Here is an 18,208-nt window from a genome sequence, read left to right on the forward strand (position 1 = left end):
TAAAGGCCTGATTCTCTGTTCTTCCGTCAATCAACAGAAGAAGAAATCTCTCAATTTTTTTGCCTGATGGCGCTTCGCTTATCAGGCCTACCACTACAACTCATGAATACTTTTTGGTGCGCCGTGTCGGCGCGGTATTCGCCGGGTCGTCCGGCCAGACATGTTTGGGATAACGCCCTTTCATCTCTTTTTGCACCTCACGGTACGCCCCCTGCCAGAACGCGCTCAAATCACGGGTGATTTGCAGCGGTCGCTGCGCCGGGGAGAGCAGTTCCAGCACCAGCGGGACGCGCCCCTGTGCGAGGGTCGGCGTATTGGCCTCGCCAAACATTTCCTGCATCCTGACCGCCAGCGCCGGTGGGTTATCCTCGTGATAGCGAATGGCTATCCGGCTTCCCGTCGGCACAGTGTAATGTGTGGGCAATTCACTATCCAGACGTTGCAGCATTGACCAGTCCAGTAATCCGCGCAATGCCTGGCCCACATTTACTGCTTTAAGCGCGCGTAAAGCGTGCACACCGCTCATATGCGGCAGCAGCCAACTCTCCAGCGTCGCCAGCAACGACGCGTCGTCCATGGCAGGCCAGTCGTATTCCGGTAGCCATTTTGCCGCACATTGCAGACGCAGTCGGAACTGCTCTGCTTCCGGCGTCCAGTTGAGCACACTTAGCCCTTTATCGCGAATACCATTCAGCATCGCCTGATGCAGTTCCTCTTCCGAGGGTTTGGCCAGCGGCTGCACTTTTAGCGTCAACTGACCTACCTGCGTGCGGCGCAATGCCTTTAGCGTCCCCTGACTTTCATCCCATTCGATAGTGTCGGACTGCTGCAGCAACTCAGGAGATGATTGTATCAGCGCATCGATATCCAGCGGCAGGGCCAGCAAAATACGCGCATCCGGCGAGGCGCTGCCTTGCAGCAATAAAGGCGCAATAATCCATTCATGACGCCCTGATGCGTCGTCGGCATCCAGCATCGCCCCCATCCCGTTAGCCAGCTGATACCGCCCCTCCTGACCACGACGTCGGGCAATGCGATCGGCGAAAGCCGAAGCCAGTAACGGGGCGATCAGCGCGCTATCAGGCTGCCCACCTCGAATATTCAGGCGCTTCAGCAATTGCTGGCTACGCTGCTGCCAATTCGGCTGATTGCGTGAAAACGCCACCGTCAGATCGGTACTGCCACCGCGCGGGGGCTCTTCGAGAATCGCCGCCAGTTTTGCTGCCGTTGCCGCTTCGTTGTCATCTGTGGCACGGACCAGCATCGCCGCCAGACGCGGATCGTTGCCGAGCGCCGCCATTTTCTGCCCCGCCGCACTGAGCCTGCCGCCCTCAAGTGCGCCCAGCATGTGTAGCAGCCGTTTTGCCGCCTGCAAATTGACCGTCGGCGGCCTATCCAGCCAGCTTAACTGCGCTGGGTCAGTGCATCCCCATTGCAGCAATTCCATTAGCAAGCCGGACAAGTCGCTTTGCAGCATCTCCGGCTCGCCCTGCGCCGCCGCTCTTTCGGCCTGCTCTTTCGCCAGCAGATGCAGGCAAATACCGGGTTCCAGACGGCCTGCTCGCCCGGCTCGCTGGGTCATCGACGCCTGGCTAATACGCTGGGTAATCAGGCGCGTCAAACCGGTGCGCGGGTCGTAACGCGCCACGCGCTCCTGCGCACAGTCCACCACCAGCCGGATACCTTCGATAGTTAAACTGGTCTCGGCAATATTGGTGGCCAGCACCACTTTGCGCGAGTCTGGCGGCGCGGGCAAAATCGCCTGACGCTGTTCGGTAAGCGATAACGCACCGTATAGCGGGCAAAGCAGAACATCATTGCCTACGCGCGAGGTCAGCTGTTCCTGCACTCGCTGAATCTCCCCCACGCCCGGTAAAAAAAGCAGCAACGAGCCGCTTTCCTGGCGCAATAGCTCCGCCGTTGCCACCGCCACGGCTTCATCAAAGCGCTGATGCGCCGCCAGCGGCTGATAGCGTCGTTCTACGGGAAAGGCGCGGCCTTCAGAGACAATCGTCGGCGCATCGGGCAACAGCTGCTGTAAACGCCCGTTATCCAGCGTTGCCGACATGATCAGCAGTTTTAAATCATCCCGCAGCCCTTGCTGTACATCCAGCAATAGCGCCAGCGCCAGGTCAGCCTGCAAGCTGCGCTCATGAAATTCGTCGAGGATCACAAGGCTAACGCCGTTTAGCTCGGGATCGCGTTGGATCATGCGCGTGAGCACACCTTCTGTTACCACTTCGAGCCGGGTATGCGGTCCAACGCAGTGTTGAGCACGCATGCGGTAGCCCACGGTCTCACCGGGCTTTTCGTTCAGCAACTCGGCCAGACGCTGCGCCACGTTGCGGGCCGCCAGACGACGCGGCTCCAGCAGAATAATCCGCCCCTGAATGCCGTTGTGCGCAAGAAGCTGCAACGGCAGCCAGGTCGATTTCCCGGCGCCGGTCGGTGCGGTCAGCAGAACCTGCGGTGAGGTATCAAGGGCGGTAAGCAGTTCAGGCACTACGGCGGCAACGGGCAACGTCGTCACAAATGGCTCCAGAGGGTTAACATTCTTCGCGTTGCATTGTAGCATCGCGTTAATTCATAACCGAGTATCCATCATGTCTGAGCCAAAAAGGCTGTTCTTTGCCATTGAATTGCCAGCCGAGGTTCGGGAGCAGCTTATCCACTGGCGAGCCGCACAGTTCCCGCCTGAAGCGGGTCGCCCCGTCGCGGCTGACAATCTGCACCTGACACTGGCCTTTTTAGGCGAGGTCAGCGCTGAGAAGCAGCAGGCGCTGTCACAACTGGCCGGGCGTATTCGCCAGCCGGGTTTTACGCTAACACTGGATGACGCCGGACAATGGCTGCGCTCACGCGTGGTCTGGCTAGGAATGCGCCAGCCACCACGCGGGCTGTTGCAATTGGCGAGTATGCTGCGGGCGCAGGCCGCGCGCAGCGGGTGTTACCAAAGCCCACAGCCGTTTCATCCGCATATCACACTGTTGCGCGATGCCGGCCATGCGGTCACGATCCCGCCGCCGGGTTTTTGCTGGTCATTTCCGGTCACCGAGTTTGCGCTTTACGCCTCTTCATTTGCACGCGGTCGCACACGCTACACGCCACTACAGCGCTGGACGCTTGGCGAAAAATAAAAGGACATTTCCATGGAATTTTCTCCGCCACTTCAACGCGCGACTTTAATTCAGCGCTACAAGCGTTTTTTAGCGGATGTGATCACACCCGACGGTACAACCTTAACGCTACACTGCCCGAATACCGGCGCGATGACCGGATGCGCCACACCGGGTGACACCGTCTGGTATTCAACATCAGAAAATACTAAACGGAAATACCCGCATACCTGGGAATTAACGCAAACCCAATCCGGTGCGTTTATTTGTGTTAACACCCTGTGGGCTAACAGATTAACGAAAGAAGCTATTCAGAATGCGTTAATTTCAGAACTTTCGAACTACAGCATATTGAAAAGTGAAGTAAAATACGGCGCCGAAGGCAGCCGCATTGATTTTTTGTTACAGGCGGATTCCCGCCCTGACTGCTATATTGAAGTGAAATCAGTCACGTTGGCGGAAAAAAATCAGGGTTATTTTCCCGATGCCATCACTGAACGAGGTCAGAAACACCTTCGGGAATTGATGAACGTAGCGGCCGAAGGCAAGCGAGCGGTGATATTTTTCGCAGTGCTGCATTCAGCCATTACACATTTTTCACCCGCGCGCCATATCGATGCAAAATATGCGCAATTATTAGTCGAAGCACGGCTTAAGGGGGTAGAAATTCTGGTATATAAAGCGGAACTTTCTGCCCACGGAATGACTCTTAAAGAGCCATTAGCCATTACGTTGTAATGGCATATACAAACGGGTTAATTAGTATTCTGGCCGCGTGCGCAAATACGCTTTTCCTCACAGGGTTGTCAAGTGTAACGTTTAGATAATTGCTATCCGGAAAAGCATCTGCTATTTATAGCGACCTGATTTTTCCCCCGAACATGGGGATCGATAGTGCGTGTTAAGGAGAAGCAACATGCAAGAAGGGCAAAACCGTAAAACATCGTCCCTGAGTATTCTCGCCATCGCTGGGGTGGAGCCGTACCAGGAGAAACCGGGCGAAGAGTATATGAACGAAGCCCAGCTGTCGCACTTCAGGCGTATTCTTGAAGCATGGCGTAATCAACTCAGGGATGAAGTCGATCGCACTGTGACTCATATGCAGGATGAAGCAGCTAACTTCCCCGATCCGGTTGACCGTGCCGCACAGGAAGAAGAGTTCAGCCTTGAGCTGCGTAACCGTGACCGTGAGCGCAAACTGATCAAAAAGATCGAGAAGACGCTGAAGAAAGTAGAAGACGAAGATTTCGGCTACTGCGAATCATGCGGCGTAGAAATTGGTATTCGCCGTCTGGAAGCGCGTCCGACAGCCGATCTGTGCATCGACTGCAAAACGCTGGCTGAGATTCGCGAAAAACAGATGGCAGGTTAATCCTGTCATTTGTACCACGTTGACTACAGGCGGGAGTTTCTCCCGCCTTCTTCTTTTATGCTATCCACCGACATGACTGACAAACGCTATATTGGCCGTTTCGCCCCATCCCCTTCCGGCGAACTGCATTTTGGTTCATTGATTGCCGCTCTCGGCAGCTACCTACAGGCTCGCGCACAGCACGGGATCTGGTGGGTGCGCATTGAAGATATCGATCCCCCTCGTGAAGTTCCCGGTGCTGCAGATACGATTCTGCGTCAGCTGGAACATTACGGACTGCACTGGGATGGCGAAGTACTGTGGCAATCTCAGCGCCATGACGCGTACCGTGAAGCGCTGGCCTGGTTACAAAAGCAGGATCTGAGCTATTACTGCACCTGCACCCGTGCCCGCATTCAGAGTATTGGCGGCATTTATGACGGTCACTGTCGCACATTACGCCACGGACCGGAGCACGCGGCGGTGCGTATCAAGCAACGCCACCCGGTCATGCAGTTTAACGACCGACTGCGCGGCGAGATTCAGGCCAACCCTCAGCTTGCTCGGGAAGATTTTGTCATCCACCGACGCGATGGGCTGTTTGCCTATAACCTGGCGGTGGTGGTTGATGACCATTTTCAGGGCGTGACGGAAATCGTGCGTGGCGCGGATCTTATCGAGCCCACAGTGCGCCAAATTTCGCTGTATCAGCAGTTTGGCTGGCCGGTACCGGACTATATTCATCTCCCGCTGGCGCTCAATGAACACGGGGCTAAACTTTCTAAGCAGAATCATGCGCCTGCCCTGCCGCAAGGCGATCCGCGCCCTGTTCTCATCGACGCGTTGCGCTTCCTCGGACAAGACATAGCAATACCGTGGCAAGCGCTAAGCGTGGAAGAATTACTGCATACTGCGGTGCAAAATTGGGTGCTTACGACGGTGCCGGGTTCAGTGAATGTAAATCCGGCATTCTCAAATGCCTCTTGCTGAGCTATGATTAGCCGCTATTTTTACACAGCAACACTTGTTCTGACTGAAGTTTGACACTACCGAGGTGTACTATTTTTACCCGAGTCGCTAATTTTTGCCGCAAGGTGCTAAGCCGCGAGGAGCGCGAGGCCGAGCTTGCCATCGCCCGTCCACATATGACGGTAATCCCGCGTGAGCAGCACTCTATCTCCCGCAAAGATATCAGTGAAAATGCCCTGAAGGTAATGTACAGGCTTAATAAGGCTGGATACGAGGCATGGCTGGTCGGCGGGGGCGTACGCGATCTTTTGCTGGGCAAAAAGCCGAAAGACTTTGATGTCACGACCAACGCGACCCCCGATCAGGTTCGGAAACTGTTCCGTAACTGCCGTCTGGTAGGACGTCGTTTCCGTCTGGCCCATGTGATGTTTGGCCCGGAAATTATCGAAGTGGCAACCTTTCGCGGACACCATGAAGGCAGCGAAGCCGACCGTGCAACCTCACAGCGCGGTCAAAATGGTATGCTGCTGCGTGACAACATCTTCGGTTCCATCGAAGAAGATGCGCAACGCCGCGATTTCACCATTAACAGCCTTTACTATAGCGTAGCGGATTTTACCGTTCGCGATTACGTCGGCGGGATGCAGGACCTGGAAGACGGCGTCATTCGCCTGATCGGTAATCCTGAAACTCGCTATCGTGAAGATCCCGTGCGTATGCTACGCGCAGTCCGCTTTGCAGCAAAACTCGACATGCGCATCAGCCCGGAAACCGCCGAGCCGATCCCGCGTCTGGCAACCTTGCTGAACGATATTCCGCCGGCACGCCTGTTTGAAGAAGCTCTCAAACTGTTACAGGCGGGCTACGGCTACGAAACTTATAAGAAACTGCGCGAGTACAGCCTGTTCCAGCCGCTGTTCCCGACCATTACCCGCTATTTCACCGAAGAAGGTGACAGCGCAATGGAACGCATTATTGCCCAGGTACTGAAGAACACCGATACCCGTATCCACAACGATATGCGTGTCAATCCGGCGTTCCTGTTTGCCGCCATGTTCTGGTACCCGCTGCTGGAAGCCGCGCAGAAAATTGCTCAGGAAAGCGGTCTGGCCTACTACGACGCTTTCGCTCTGGCGATGAACGACGTGCTGGACGAAGCGTGCCGCTCGCTGGCGATTCCTAAACGCCTGACATCGCTCACCCGCGATATCTGGCAGCTTCAGTTACGCATGTCCCGTCGTCAGGGAAAACGCGCCTGGAAGCTGATGGAGCATCCGAAATTCCGCGCCGCCTACGATTTACTGGCGCTGCGTGCCGAAGTGGAAAACAACGCCGAACTGCAGCGTCTGGCGCAGTGGTGGGGCGAATTCCAGGTTTCCGCGCCACCAGAGCAAAAAGGCATGCTGAACGAGCTGGATGAAGAGCCAGACGCACGCCGTCGCCATCGTCGTCCGCGTAAACGTGCGCCGCGCCGCGAGGGAAGTGCGTGACCCATCGCGTATACCCAACGGATTTCGGGTTGCATCAAGACGGCGACACAGCGAATGCCCAGGAACGTACATCAGTACGTGACAGGGATGAGCGAGGAAAGCCAACACAGATGCAGCCAGAAAGACGACGGGTATATATCGCACTCGGCAGCAATTTAGCCTCCCCGCTGGAACAGGTTAATGCTGCCGTACAGGCGCTGGGAGAAATCCCGGACAGCCGGATCGTCGCCGTATCCTCCTTCTACCGCACGCCACCATTGGGTCCTCAGGATCAACCTGATTACCTGAACGCTGCCGTTGCGCTGGAAACCACGCTCGCGCCTGAAGAGTTGCTCAACCACACGCAGCGTATCGAGTTGCAGCAAGGGCGAGTACGGAAAGCCGAACGCTGGGGCCCGCGCACGTTGGATCTCGACATCATGTTGTTTGGCAACGACGTGATTAATACCGACCGTCTGACCGTTCCGCATTACGATATGAAAAACCGGGGCTTTATGCTGTGGCCGCTGTTTGAAATCGCGCCGGAACTGACTTTCCCGGACGGTACCCGCCTGCATCAGCACCTCACCCTCCTTGGCGCAGCAAAACCTGCCCACTGGTAAATCTTCCCCTCCCCTTTAGCGTTTACTGCTTTCGCGCCAAACGGTTGCTTAAAACCATTGCCCCCCTGAATGTGACTGCTAGAATGCCGGTAAATATGACTTTCACACTCAGGAAATGTTATGAAACCGACGACCATTTCCTTGCTGCAAAAATGCAAGCAAGAGAAAAAGCGCTTCGCGACGATTACGGCCTACGACTACAGCTTCGCTAAACTCTTTGCCGACGAAGGCATCAATGTGATGCTGGTCGGCGACTCACTGGGAATGACAATACAAGGGCACGATTCCACCCTGCCGGTCACCGTTGAAGACATCGCCTATCATACCCGGGCAGTACGTCACGGTGCGCCAAACTGCCTGCTGCTTGCCGATCTACCGTTCATGGCCTACGCCACACCGGAGCAAGCCTCTGCTAACGCGGCGGTGGTGATGCGCGCTGGCGCAAACATGGTCAAGATTGAAGGTGGCGCGTGGCTGGTTGATACGGTGAAAATGCTGACCGAACGTGCGGTCCCGGTGTGCGGTCATCTGGGCTTAACACCCCAGTCGGTGAATATCTTTGGCGGTTATAAAGTGCAGGGCCGTGGCGATGCGGGCCAAACGCTGCTCAACGATGCGCTGGCATTAGAAGCCGCAGGTGCGCAGCTGCTGGTGCTGGAGTGTGTTCCGGTTGAGCTGGCAAAACGCGTGACCGAAGCGCTGTCCATCCCGGTCATCGGCATCGGCGCAGGCAATGTCACCGACGGTCAGATCCTGGTGATGCATGATGCGTTTGGTATTACCGGCGGTCATATTCCGAAATTTGCCAAAAATTTCCTCAATGAAGCGGGCGACATGCGTGCCGCGGTACGGCAGTATATTACCGAGGTTGAATCCGGCGTTTACCCGGGTGAAGAACACAGTTTCCATTAAGGAGTCAAGGTGTGCTAATTATTGAAACCCTACCGCTGCTGCGCCAGCACGTTCGTCGTCTGCGTCAGGAAGGTAAGCGCGTCGCGTTAGTTCCCACCATGGGCAACCTGCACGATGGTCATATGAAGCTGGTCGATGAAGCCCGGGCTCGAGCGGATGTAGTGATCGCCAGCATTTTCGTTAACCCGATGCAGTTTGACCGCCCGGACGATCTGGTGCGCTACCCGCGTACGCTGCAAGAAGATTGCGAAAAGCTGAACAAACGTAAAGTCGATTACGTCTTTGCTCCAGCCGTAGAAGAAATCTACCCTCAGGGTCTGGAAGGCCACACTTTCGTTGATGTTCCCGGCCTCTCCACCATGCTGGAAGGTGCAAGTCGTCCAGGTCACTTCCGCGGTGTTGCCACCATCGTTAGCAAGCTGTTCAACCTGATCCAGCCTGATATCGCCTGCTTTGGCGAGAAAGACTTTCAGCAGCTGGCGCTAATTCGCAAAATGGTGGCCGATCTGGGTTACGACATTGAGATCGTCGGTGTGTCGATTATTCGCGCCAAAGACGGTTTAGCCCTCAGCTCACGCAACGGCTACCTGACGGCTGAGCAGCGTAAAATCGCCCCAGGCTTGTACAAAGTGATGAGCCGCATTGGGGAAAAATTACAGGCCGGTGAGCGCGATCAGGAAGAGATCATTGCCATTGCAGAGCAGGAGCTGAACGAAAAAGGCTTCCGTGCCGATGACATTCAGATTCGCGATGCCGATACTTTGCTGGCGCTAAGCGAAACCAGTAAACGTGCAGTAATTCTGGTCGCTGCATGGCTGGGCCAGGCGCGTCTCATCGACAATCAAAGCGTTACATTAGCCCAGTAGACAGGGGCTAAAAATCGGGCAATACTGCCTGAAAATTTCTCAAAGCAGGTCGTTTGTGCCTGCTTTGCCAAGGTAAACGACAGGGTATAGACGTTATGATTCGCACCATGCTGCAAGGCAAGCTTCACCGCGTGAAGGTCACGCAGGCGGACCTGCATTACGAAGGCTCCTGCGCTATTGACCAGGACTTCCTCGATGCTTCCGGTATTCTGGAAAACGAAGCGATTGATATCTGGAACGTGACCAACGGTAAACGTTTCTCTACGTATGCCATTGCGGCTGAACGCGGCTCGAAGATCATCTCCGTGAACGGTGCTGCGGCGCATTGCGCTGAAGTTGGCGACATCGTGATTATCGCCAGCTTCGTGACGATGTCTGATGAAGAAGCGCGAACCTGGCGCCCGAAAGTTGCCTACTTCGAAGGCGATAACGAAATGAAACGTACTGCGAAAGCGATTCCGGTACAGGTTGCCTGATAATATAATAGCCTTGAAATATTTTTCAGGGCTATTATTCATAAAATATATAAAAAGCGCAGAATAATAAATATCACAAAATATATTATATTTTATTAATTAATCCTGTAAAACTTATTTTCGATTTTAACATATTCACCTAAGTCATTCAAACGCTCAATTCTACATTCATTATCAACAATTCTTAATTCCCCCTACAGTCCTTTCAAGAATAAAATGCCCAGACCTAAAATTCTTTAGGCTCCCTCCATTTATTGCCGGGAATATTTAATTTTATATGGATGTTAACAAATGAATAAGTTGAGCATTGCTGCGGCAGCAATTGTTTTCGCACTGGGTTCAGCATCTGCATTCGCAGATGATGTAGGTCTGATCACTTTTGATGGTGCCGTTACTGACACCACCTGCACCATCACCACTAACAACGGTGTTGACGCCAACAACGTCACCATCACCATGCCAGTGGTAAAAGTCAGCGAAGTTGAAGGGGCGACCACTGACACTGGCGGCGTTGGTTCCAAAGAATTCGAACTGCATCTGAGCGGTTGCCCGACAACGCTGACCAAAGCGTCAGCCACCTTCACCTCTCAGCAGTTCGCTGAACTGTCTAACGGTACCCTGAAAACCGATCCGAGCGTTGCTGGACATGCCGATAACGTAAGCCTGGCGCTGTATAACAACGGTTCCAGCAACACTGACCGCATCGAGGTTGGCCTGCCGGCGAACAACACTCAGACAGCAACGCTGGACGAAGGTGTTGGCGTACTGGCTTACCGCGTGGCTTACGTTCCAAGCGCAGACTGGGTGAAAGGGACGACTGATATCACCGCCGGTAAAGTCAGCAGCAACGCTACCTTTACTATGTCCTACGAGTAATCACGCCGTAGTTGGATTATGCGCCTGCCTTTTCCGCAGGCGCATCGCAGGGAGCATATATGCATCGTTACACCCAATTGACCCTCGCTGCTCTGGTATGCGCCAGCGCTGCGTTAAGCACATTTAGCGCCAGTGCGGACATCGTTATCTCCGGCACTCGCGTTGTGTATCCACAGTCATCCAAAGACGTTACCGTCAAGATGGAAAACCGTGGCAACAAACCGCTGCTGGTGCAGTCCTGGCTGGACGACGGTCGTGATACGGTTAATCCACAAGAGCTGAAATTACCGTTTATCGTCACGCCACCGGTCTCGCGCGTTGATCCGTCAAAAGGCCAGACCGTCCGTATTACGTGGACCGGGCAGGCCCTGCCTCAGGATCGGGAATCTCTGTTCTGGTTTAACGTGCTGGAAGTTCCACCAAAGGCAAAAGACGCCAATGCCCAGAACGTCCTGCAGCTCGCGTTCCGCACCCGTATTAAGATGTTTTTTCGCCCGGAAGGTTTACAGGGCGATCCGGCCACCGCGGCGGGAAATCTGAAATGGTCACAGCAGGGCGGAACACTGGTTGCCAATAATAGCAGTCCTTATTACGTATCGATGGCAAGTGCCACTATTACGGCAAGCGGTAAGAAAATAAATGTCGATTCCCATACGATCTCACCGCTATCAAGTGAAGTTATTCCGCTAAAAAACACGCCTAATATATCAGGTGGAAAAATAGAATATGCCGCAATTAATGATTTCGGTGGGATAGAGAAGCACCAGGCCAGCATTAATTAATTACCGCGCTGAAGGATATCAGCATCCAGAAGAGATAAGGGAACTATGCTTTTTCGTCGATCATTATTGTGTACAGCTATTTATATTGCACTCCAGTCTCCAGTAATGGCAGAAGAAGCATCTCCAGTTTTAGCGGATGATGTTGAATTTAACGATCAATTTCTCTTCAATACTGGCTCAAACATCGACGTAAGTCGTTATTCAAAAGGCAACCCAGTCCCACCGGGTACCTATAAAACGCAGATCCTGCTGAATGGTCAGCGTAAATTGCTGGGCGATTTTACCTTCAACGATAATGGCACGCCACGCGCTACGCCCTGCTTCACTAGCAAGTTATTGACGCAAATTGGCGTCAAAACAGCAGGGATGGATCTCGAGTCTGCTGAATGTGTCGATCTTGCCAAACAGTTCCCGCAGTCCTCATGGAATTATGATATCGGCACTCAGGAACTGTCACTCTCCATGCCGCAGATTTACGTCCTCAAAAACCCTAACGGATACGTCGATCCTTCGTTATGGCAGGATGGTATTCCGGTGGCAATGTTTTCTTATGATCTCAACAGCTGGCATTCGGAAAACAGCGGTAGCAGCTCTGACTCGGCCTATGCCGGATTAAAATACGGTGCCAATTTTGGCGCATGGCATCTGCGTGCCAGAGGTAACGCGAACTGGGACAAAGACAACGGCAGCGAATACTCTAGCCAGGATATTTATCTACAGCGTGATATCACGGCATTGCGCTCGCAGTTTCTGGTTGGCGACTCCTTTACCCGCGGTGATGCCTTTGATTCCTTCAGCCTGCGCGGCGTTCGTTTTTATAACGATGACCGTATGCTCCCCGGCGGGGCGTCAACCTTCGCCCCGGAAATTCGCGGCGTGGCAAAAAGCAACGCCAAGGTCACGATTAAGCAAAGCGGCAGTAAAATTTATGAAACCACGGTGCCGCCCGGCCCCTTCGCTATCAACGATCTCAGTACCACCGGCTATGGCAGCAATCTGGATGTTTCTATTGAAGAAGCCGACGGCAGCGTGCGCACCTTCTCGGTGCCCTACTCCTCCGTCACACAGATGCTGCGTCCTGGCTATGGTCGCTGGGACGTTGGCGCAGGCGAACTGCACGACAATGGCTTAAAAGAGAAGCCTCGACTGGGCTACGCCAGCGGCTACTACGGCCTGAATAATACCTTCACCGTTTACACCGGTGCTCAGTACATGGACGTCGGCTATTACGCTGGCTTGCTGGGTATCGCCACCAATACGCCAGTGGGTGCCTTCGCTTTTGACGTTACGCACTCAAATACATCGGTCGACGATCTGGACACCCTCACCGGGCAGAGCTATCGCATCACCTGGAGTAAGCTGATTGAAGATTCGCAAACGTCTTTCAACATTGCCGCCTACCGTTTCTCGACTGAAAACTACATGTCGCTGCGCGATGCCGCCACGCTAAACGATAACGTGAAGCACAACGGATCGGATGCAAACAATGAGTTCAGCAATTTCCAACGCATGAAAAACCAGTTCCAAATCAATATCAGCCAGCCGGTCTCTCTGTGGGATTCCAGCAGCGGGAACCTGTATGTGAACGGGAGTTGGGAGGACTACTGGAACAAGTCGTCATCGACCTCGCAATACAGCATCGGCTACAGCGATTCCTTCTCGTGGGCCAGCTACAGCCTTTCCGTTCAGCGCACCTATAACGAATACGGTGATAAAGACGACAGCGTTTACTTAAGTCTGAGTATTCCGCTGGAAAACCTGTTCGGTCGTAACAAAAGGCCGCTCGGTTTTTCCACCGTCAACATGAGCGTCAACAGTGATCTGAAGTCGAACAATAACTTCGCCACCAGCGCCAACGGTAACACTGACGACTATCGCTTTAACTATAGCGTTAACACCAGCGCCAGCCGTAGTGACAGCGGCTCAATTAACCAAGTTGGCGGCTACGGTAGCTACAACAGCTCACTGGGGCCACTCAGCGTGTCGGCTTCCGCATCCGACGATAATAGCCGTCAATATTCATTAAGTTACAGCGGCGGCATGTTGCTGCACTCCGGCGGCCTGACGCTGGCGCCGAACAGCATCGGCGATACCGACACGCTGGCACTGGTTCACGCTTCGGGTGCCAAAGGCGCGCGCTTAACCAATGGCGACGGCGAAATTAATCGCTTTGGCTATGCCATCCAGCCTTATCTGTCCGCTTACCGGGAAAATAATGTAGGCATCAATATCGACAAAATGGAACACGACGTCGAGGTGAAAAACACCAGCTCCGTGGTGATTCCGCGCAGCGGCGCCGTGGTACGGGTGGATTTCGAAACCGATGAAGGACGTTCACTGCTGCTGGAGTTGCAACGTACCGATAACGGCTTTATCCCGCTCGGCGCGGATGTGCAAAACGAAAAAGGTGAATCTATCGGGACCGTCGGGCAGGCCGGTATGGCGTACGTTCGCGGTGTCGTTGATAGCGGAAAACTGCTTGTCATCTGGGGCAGCGGCAGCGACGGACGCTGCACCGTCAACTATCAGCTCGATAGCGAGAAAGCTGAACAGAAAGTTGGCCTTACCCGTCTACTGAGTAACCAACGTTGCCAGATGTAATGGCATTATTTTTACAGGGATTATGAAGATAATGAGACTGAAAAAACTCTACCTACTGGGCTGTAGCGGACTGCTGTTCGCAACCGCATACCCAACCCAGGCGACATCACTGGATGTCACCTTTACCGCAACGCTACGCGAAACCACCTGTGATATGGCTATCGAAGGCGGCAGTGGTACTGGTCAAGACAACACCATTCCCATTGGCTCGGGAGGAACCGTCAGCCTCGATAAAATCGTCAACGGCGACAGTGCAGCACAGGCAACTTTTAAGCTGAAAATCACCGAATGCCCGGACAGCTTACAAGGGCTAAAAACCACCATAACGGGCACCAAGTCTGGCTATTCCGACTACATCATAGTTAACGGAGCAGGAACGGCTGATGCCGCAAGCTACCTCGGTCTTACTATCGCCAGGGGTTCCGCAACCGATGCGCCTTTCATCATTAACGCCACTACTGATACGGGCCGGATAGTCTGGAGCAGCGCGGAAATCAGCGCTAAAGAAGTGTCGTTAGTCGCCGCATTAGCGGTAACCAGCAAAGGCAAAGGCACCACAGGTGACTTTAGCGCCGTGGCGACCTTCAACTTCACCTACGAATAATCATCAGAAAAGGGATCTCTTGATGAAAAAATTATCATTTCTGGGCGGCGTTGCCGGTGCAGTGCTTTTTTCTGCTCACTCTTTTGCCGCAATAACCGGTACCGCCAGCGTTTCGGCAACCTTTACCACGACCGTCTCGGCAGGCACCTGTACGGCACAAATTCAGAACACCGGTGGTCAGGCTATCAGTACATTGGATTTCGGCGAGGTCTTTAAGTCAGATCTGGTCAATCAAAGCCGCAGCGAGCCGTTCAAAGTGGCCTTTACCGACTGCGCGGGCGTCAAAACCGCCAGCTATCAGGTCGTCTCCGGTACCGGGGGCGGGTGTTCAGGGCCAAGCACTAACGGAGATTCATTCTCTGCTGGTAACGCCACCGGTTTTGAAGTCTGGCAAGGCGTAGCCGGAACAGGAACGCTGCTAAGCTGCAATACCAAGCCCGCGCAAACGCTCACCATGAGCGGCAGTACGCTCGATGTTGCTTTTGCCTCCCGTATTGTTATCGCCAAGGATAGAACGATTTCCAACGTCACGGCAGGCAGCGTCAGCGCGCCGGTCACGTTTGTTGTCACCTATCAGTAAACCTAGAGGAGTAGAGCCGTCATGCCATTCAACATCCAAATACTCTCTTCACTAGGGAGAGCACTACTGATAATGGGAGTGACTGGCGGACTCTACACTGCCCCCTGCTTTGCGGATGAGGACGCGGGAGGTCTGGACGTCACTCTCACGGCTAACGTCGTGGAGAACACTTGCCAGATCTCCCTCTCAGATAACGGATTGGTTCATTTACCGATCGTTTCACGGGGTTGGTTTTACAACGGCGACGGCACAACACGTCTGCAGCCGGGCGATGCCGACAGCGGCACGCAGTTTAGTGTCAACGTTGAAAGCTGCACTAATGATACGGCAACGGTTAACGCAATGGTGTTCCGCTTTCAGCCGCAAAACGGCACCTGGCCTGCCGAGAGCCAGCAGGTATTTATCAACGACACACCCGCGGCCACTGGCGGGGCGGAAAACGTCGGCATCGTGATTTTCTCCAGCAGCGATAACCGTAACGTCGTCAATAGCGACGGCAGTTCATCCGTCGCCATTGATGTTTCAACATCAGCCAACTATCTGACCCGTTACGACTTTTACGCCCGCTACCAGAATACCGGCATCGTGAGCGCCGGAAAGATCACCAGCCATGTGCTGGTTGATGCTATTTATCAATAATCAAGGAAGATGACATGATTAAATATCTACTACTCCCGGTAGCGCTATTGGCCCTGAGTTTTAATGCCAGCGCAAGCACAGAATGCCGCCTCTCACAGAGTGGCAAAAGTGGCACTATGGCGCTGAATGGCGGAGGGACAAACCCAATTTCATTTCACTATGTGAGCGACGACATCTCAGGCTCCATCTATGAACTCACCTATTTTGATCCCTCGCTTGACCGTGATCTCTGGACCTATTGCAATAACGGAAAGGACGGCGTGGCATTTTATATGAATACCACCGAAGCCTCGAGGGTCAATATGACCGATGGCAGAGCGCTTTATCCTACCAATGTCGACGGTATTTACTATGCGGTAAAAATGTATAGCACCGGCGGAGGCGGCGGTTATTTTCCGTCGTCTAGTGGAGGCTCGTGGGTCATGGTCGACAGCGGTAGCATAGACTACTGGGACAGCAAGCAAATGAAAGCTACCGTAACGCTATATCAGGGTAGCGGGTTTGCTGGAAATGTTAACAACGTCAGCGCGATTACACCAAAAGATTCACGCACGCTGGGGCAAATTCGCATCGGCACCGCAGATTCTGATGATAACAACCCGTGGACCATCAACGTTACGCCGACCAGCTTTAGCGTGCCGGTTTACGCAGCAACCTGCACCGCGGTATCGGCCAATAACGGCACCAATAACGTTGATTTTGGCGAGATCATGATGTCATCGCTCAGAGATGGCTACTGGCCATATCAGAATTTTACGTTGCAGATGAAGTACTGTACCAACACCGTGTGGATGCGTTTTAAACTGACTTCAACGGCCAGCACCACCAATGGCACTGGTTATATGCTCCTCAAAAACACGCTGAGTGGCAGCAATGCGGCGAAAGGGATTGGCGTTTACGTGCAAACCAATGCGATAACTCGCGAGGGAGACGGAGGCTTTAAACCCGGAGCTGAAATCTGGAGTCCAATGACGAGCGTCGCGAATAGCCTCTCCCTCGACCTGCCTTTTTATGCACGTATTTACGAGCTCGATGATGGTAGTACAGTGACCGCCGGTGAATTTAAGGCCATTGGCACCTTCACCATCGACTACTTTTGATTTTACCCCTGCGGCTGGTTACTGATCAGCCGCGACATCGTCTCTAGCGAATCCGTTCTTAAAATATAAAGCCTTTTCAATAAGAACGGATTATCCCCCGGTTTCACCTTCCCTTTCACCGTCGTCACCGCTAAGTGAAACCCCGCCTCTCCTGCCGCTGTCACCGCCGTAGCGTTATAACTGCCAAAGGGGTATGAGAGGTACAGCACATGCGGATTAAACTGCGCCAGCGCGCGCCGCGAACGGGCAAAATCAAACAGGATATTATGGTGGCTACGACTCAGCAGGATCGGCCGACGGTAACCATCTACCCGATGTAAAAAATGGGTATGTGACTGAAAGTCAAACACATCCCTGATGCCATTCAATTCAGAGACGCTCATAAACTGCAGCGATTTTGGATCCCACTTTTGCGGATGCCGCTTAATACGCGATGAGATAATAAACGCCGTTGCTTTCATGCCGTATTGTTTCAACACCGGATACGCATAGCGGCTGACCGACTTCAGGCCATCGTCAAAGGTTACCACCACCGCGCGCGCGGGCAGATTAGCGCGGTTACGCACGTAGTCTTCTAACTGGTACATCGTCAGCGTGGTGTAGCCCATATCACGCAGCCAGGTCATCTGGTTGCTGAAAGCACGTACGGAAGTGGTCGTCGAGGTATGGCGAAAACGGGTGTTCTCTTCATCACGCAGAATGTGATGGTAAGTCAGCACCGGGATCCCATTATCGGTCTGAGCATCTAAGGCGCTGATATAAGCCAGCCGGTCGCCAATACGGATTTGAAACCACGTCTGGTTCAGCCTGTCTTTCAGCTTGTTTATTATGGGATAGCGCAGATTGTCCGCCAGCACGCCAAACGGCGCACTCCCGGCGTCGGGGGCGTTATAAACCGGCGTATCTTTCCAGGTGATCAGATTCTGATTGCTCAGGGGCTTATTGAGATCGCCCAGTCCATCTTCGACCTTCTGTCGCCCCTGAACGCGCTCCAGATGGCCTTTATCGATAAATCCCTTACCGAAGCCAAAGGTAAACGCGTAATAGTCTTCGCCACCGGGAATGACCGAGAGGATCTGGCCCGCACGAATATTCCCTACCGTCACCATTTTATTGCCAACCAGTGCCCAGACAGCAGCATCTTCAGTGGTTTGCATATAGCGCGCAGGCAACGCCGCAACCGCAAAACCAGAAAACAGGAACATCAGAATAAGCAGAGCACGCATAACCATATGGAATAACCG

At 53.6% G+C, this 18,208-nt stretch carries 18 protein-coding genes; 16 read left to right on the forward strand and 2 right to left on the reverse strand.

Annotated elements, in window-relative coordinates:
- Window positions 1–100: 100 nt before the first annotated feature.
- Window positions 101–2,530, reverse strand: a complete 2,430-nt coding sequence (gene hrpB, locus FDW95_RS18975) for an ATP-dependent helicase HrpB (protein ID WP_115259420.1) — start codon at window positions 2,528–2,530, stop codon at window positions 101–103.
- A 73-nt stretch (window positions 2,531–2,603) separates the two neighbouring features.
- Here hrpB and thpR point away from each other — a divergent pair, with 73 nt between their 5' ends.
- The 16 genes from thpR (at window position 2,604) to FDW95_RS19055 (ending at window position 16,964) form a co-directional block, all read left to right on the forward strand.
- The gene (gene thpR, locus FDW95_RS18980) at window positions 2,604–3,137 is read left to right on the forward strand and encodes an RNA 2',3'-cyclic phosphodiesterase (RefSeq protein WP_096758260.1); all 534 of its coding nucleotides are present in this window, start codon (window positions 2,604–2,606) and stop codon (window positions 3,135–3,137) included.
- A gap of 12 nt (window positions 3,138–3,149) precedes the next feature.
- Window positions 3,150–3,854 (forward strand): DNA/RNA nuclease SfsA, encoded by a 705-nt coding sequence (sfsA, locus tag FDW95_RS18985; protein WP_115259421.1) that lies wholly within the window; start codon window positions 3,150–3,152, stop codon window positions 3,852–3,854.
- Between the two features lie 178 nt (window positions 3,855–4,032).
- Window positions 4,033–4,488, forward strand: a complete 456-nt coding sequence (dksA, locus tag FDW95_RS18990; RefSeq protein WP_003829221.1) for an RNA polymerase-binding protein DksA — start codon at window positions 4,033–4,035, stop codon at window positions 4,486–4,488.
- A gap of 72 nt (window positions 4,489–4,560) precedes the next feature.
- Window positions 4,561–5,457, forward strand: coding sequence for a tRNA glutamyl-Q(34) synthetase GluQRS (gene gluQRS / locus FDW95_RS18995; protein ID WP_115259993.1), 897 nt, complete (start codon window positions 4,561–4,563; stop codon window positions 5,455–5,457).
- A 71-nt stretch (window positions 5,458–5,528) separates the two neighbouring features.
- Window positions 5,529–6,926 carry a polynucleotide adenylyltransferase PcnB gene (gene pcnB / locus FDW95_RS19000; RefSeq protein WP_212734308.1) on the forward strand — a complete coding sequence of 466 codons (1,398 nt, stop codon included), beginning with the start codon at window positions 5,529–5,531 and terminating at the stop codon, window positions 6,924–6,926.
- 110 nt (window positions 6,927–7,036) lie between these two features.
- On the forward strand, window positions 7,037–7,528 hold the full coding sequence (folK, locus tag FDW95_RS19005) for a 2-amino-4-hydroxy-6-hydroxymethyldihydropteridine diphosphokinase (protein WP_115259423.1): 492 nt from the start codon (window positions 7,037–7,039) through the stop codon (window positions 7,526–7,528).
- A gap of 120 nt (window positions 7,529–7,648) precedes the next feature.
- Window positions 7,649–8,440, forward strand: a complete 792-nt coding sequence (gene panB / locus FDW95_RS19010; RefSeq protein ID WP_115259424.1) for a 3-methyl-2-oxobutanoate hydroxymethyltransferase — start codon at window positions 7,649–7,651, stop codon at window positions 8,438–8,440.
- Window positions 8,441–8,451: 11 nt separating this feature from the next.
- The gene (panC, locus tag FDW95_RS19015; protein WP_137363583.1) at window positions 8,452–9,306 is read left to right on the forward strand and encodes a pantoate--beta-alanine ligase; all 855 of its coding nucleotides are present in this window, start codon (window positions 8,452–8,454) and stop codon (window positions 9,304–9,306) included.
- Between the two features lie 95 nt (window positions 9,307–9,401).
- Window positions 9,402–9,782 carry an aspartate 1-decarboxylase gene (gene panD / locus FDW95_RS19020; protein WP_023178331.1) on the forward strand — a complete coding sequence of 127 codons (381 nt, stop codon included), beginning with the start codon at window positions 9,402–9,404 and terminating at the stop codon, window positions 9,780–9,782.
- A gap of 291 nt (window positions 9,783–10,073) precedes the next feature.
- The gene (locus FDW95_RS19025; RefSeq protein ID WP_115259426.1) at window positions 10,074–10,658 is read left to right on the forward strand and encodes a fimbrial protein; all 585 of its coding nucleotides are present in this window, start codon (window positions 10,074–10,076) and stop codon (window positions 10,656–10,658) included.
- 59 nt (window positions 10,659–10,717) lie between these two features.
- Complete coding sequence (locus FDW95_RS19030) at window positions 10,718–11,440, forward strand: fimbrial chaperone (protein WP_115259427.1); 723 nt, start codon at window positions 10,718–10,720, stop codon at window positions 11,438–11,440.
- Window positions 11,441–11,485: 45 nt separating this feature from the next.
- A complete protein-coding gene (locus tag FDW95_RS19035) occupies window positions 11,486–14,041 on the forward strand; it encodes an outer membrane usher protein (protein WP_115259428.1) in 2,556 nt (851 codons plus the stop codon).
- 22 nt (window positions 14,042–14,063) lie between these two features.
- On the forward strand, window positions 14,064–14,645 hold the full coding sequence (locus tag FDW95_RS19040; protein ID WP_115259429.1) for a fimbrial protein: 582 nt from the start codon (window positions 14,064–14,066) through the stop codon (window positions 14,643–14,645).
- A 22-nt stretch (window positions 14,646–14,667) separates the two neighbouring features.
- Window positions 14,668–15,225: a fimbrial protein gene (locus FDW95_RS19045; protein WP_115259430.1), complete on the forward strand. Its 558-nt coding sequence runs from the start codon at window positions 14,668–14,670 to the stop codon at window positions 15,223–15,225.
- 21 nt (window positions 15,226–15,246) lie between these two features.
- Complete coding sequence (locus tag FDW95_RS19050; protein ID WP_228758163.1) at window positions 15,247–15,864, forward strand: fimbrial-like protein; 618 nt, start codon at window positions 15,247–15,249, stop codon at window positions 15,862–15,864.
- 14 nt (window positions 15,865–15,878) lie between these two features.
- Window positions 15,879–16,964 carry a fimbrial protein gene (locus FDW95_RS19055; RefSeq protein ID WP_137363584.1) on the forward strand — a complete coding sequence of 362 codons (1,086 nt, stop codon included), beginning with the start codon at window positions 15,879–15,881 and terminating at the stop codon, window positions 16,962–16,964.
- Window positions 16,965–16,966: 2 nt separating this feature from the next.
- Here the strand turns inward: FDW95_RS19055 and FDW95_RS19060 are convergent, their stop codons facing one another.
- On the reverse strand, window positions 16,967–18,196 hold the full coding sequence (locus FDW95_RS19060) for a polysaccharide deacetylase family protein (protein ID WP_115259433.1): 1,230 nt from the start codon (window positions 18,194–18,196) through the stop codon (window positions 16,967–16,969).
- Window positions 18,197–18,208 lie beyond the last annotated feature (12 nt).

Origin of the sequence: Citrobacter sp. wls718 (assembly GCF_005280945.1) — a bacterium.
GTDB lineage: Bacteria > Pseudomonadota > Gammaproteobacteria > Enterobacterales > Enterobacteriaceae > Citrobacter > Citrobacter gillenii.

Bases quoted from the DNA above. Each gene is read 5' to 3' on its own strand.
- FDW95_RS19040 (WP_115259429.1), top strand. From the start codon at position 14,064: ATGAAGATAATGAGACTGAAAAAACTCTACCTACTGGGCTGTAGCGGA.
- FDW95_RS19050 (WP_228758163.1), top strand. From the start codon at position 15,247: ATGCCATTCAACATCCAAATACTCTCTTCACTAGGGAGAGCACTACTG.
- FDW95_RS19055 (WP_137363584.1), top strand. From the start codon at position 15,879: ATGATTAAATATCTACTACTCCCGGTAGCGCTATTGGCCCTGAGTTTT.
- FDW95_RS19035 (WP_115259428.1), top strand. From the start codon at position 11,486: ATGCTTTTTCGTCGATCATTATTGTGTACAGCTATTTATATTGCACTC.
- gluQRS (WP_115259993.1), top strand. From the start codon at position 4,561: ATGACTGACAAACGCTATATTGGCCGTTTCGCCCCATCCCCTTCCGGC.
- FDW95_RS19060 (WP_115259433.1), bottom strand. From the start codon at position 18,196: ATGGTTATGCGTGCTCTGCTTATTCTGATGTTCCTGTTTTCTGGTTTT.
- panD (WP_023178331.1), top strand. From the start codon at position 9,402: ATGATTCGCACCATGCTGCAAGGCAAGCTTCACCGCGTGAAGGTCACG.
- dksA (WP_003829221.1), top strand. From the start codon at position 4,033: ATGCAAGAAGGGCAAAACCGTAAAACATCGTCCCTGAGTATTCTCGCC.
- FDW95_RS19025 (WP_115259426.1), top strand. From the start codon at position 10,074: ATGAATAAGTTGAGCATTGCTGCGGCAGCAATTGTTTTCGCACTGGGT.
- thpR (WP_096758260.1), top strand. From the start codon at position 2,604: ATGTCTGAGCCAAAAAGGCTGTTCTTTGCCATTGAATTGCCAGCCGAG.
- FDW95_RS19030 (WP_115259427.1), top strand. From the start codon at position 10,718: ATGCATCGTTACACCCAATTGACCCTCGCTGCTCTGGTATGCGCCAGC.
- FDW95_RS19045 (WP_115259430.1), top strand. From the start codon at position 14,668: ATGAAAAAATTATCATTTCTGGGCGGCGTTGCCGGTGCAGTGCTTTTT.
- sfsA (WP_115259421.1), top strand. From the start codon at position 3,150: ATGGAATTTTCTCCGCCACTTCAACGCGCGACTTTAATTCAGCGCTAC.
- panB (WP_115259424.1), top strand. From the start codon at position 7,649: ATGAAACCGACGACCATTTCCTTGCTGCAAAAATGCAAGCAAGAGAAA.
- folK (WP_115259423.1), top strand. From the start codon at position 7,037: ATGCAGCCAGAAAGACGACGGGTATATATCGCACTCGGCAGCAATTTA.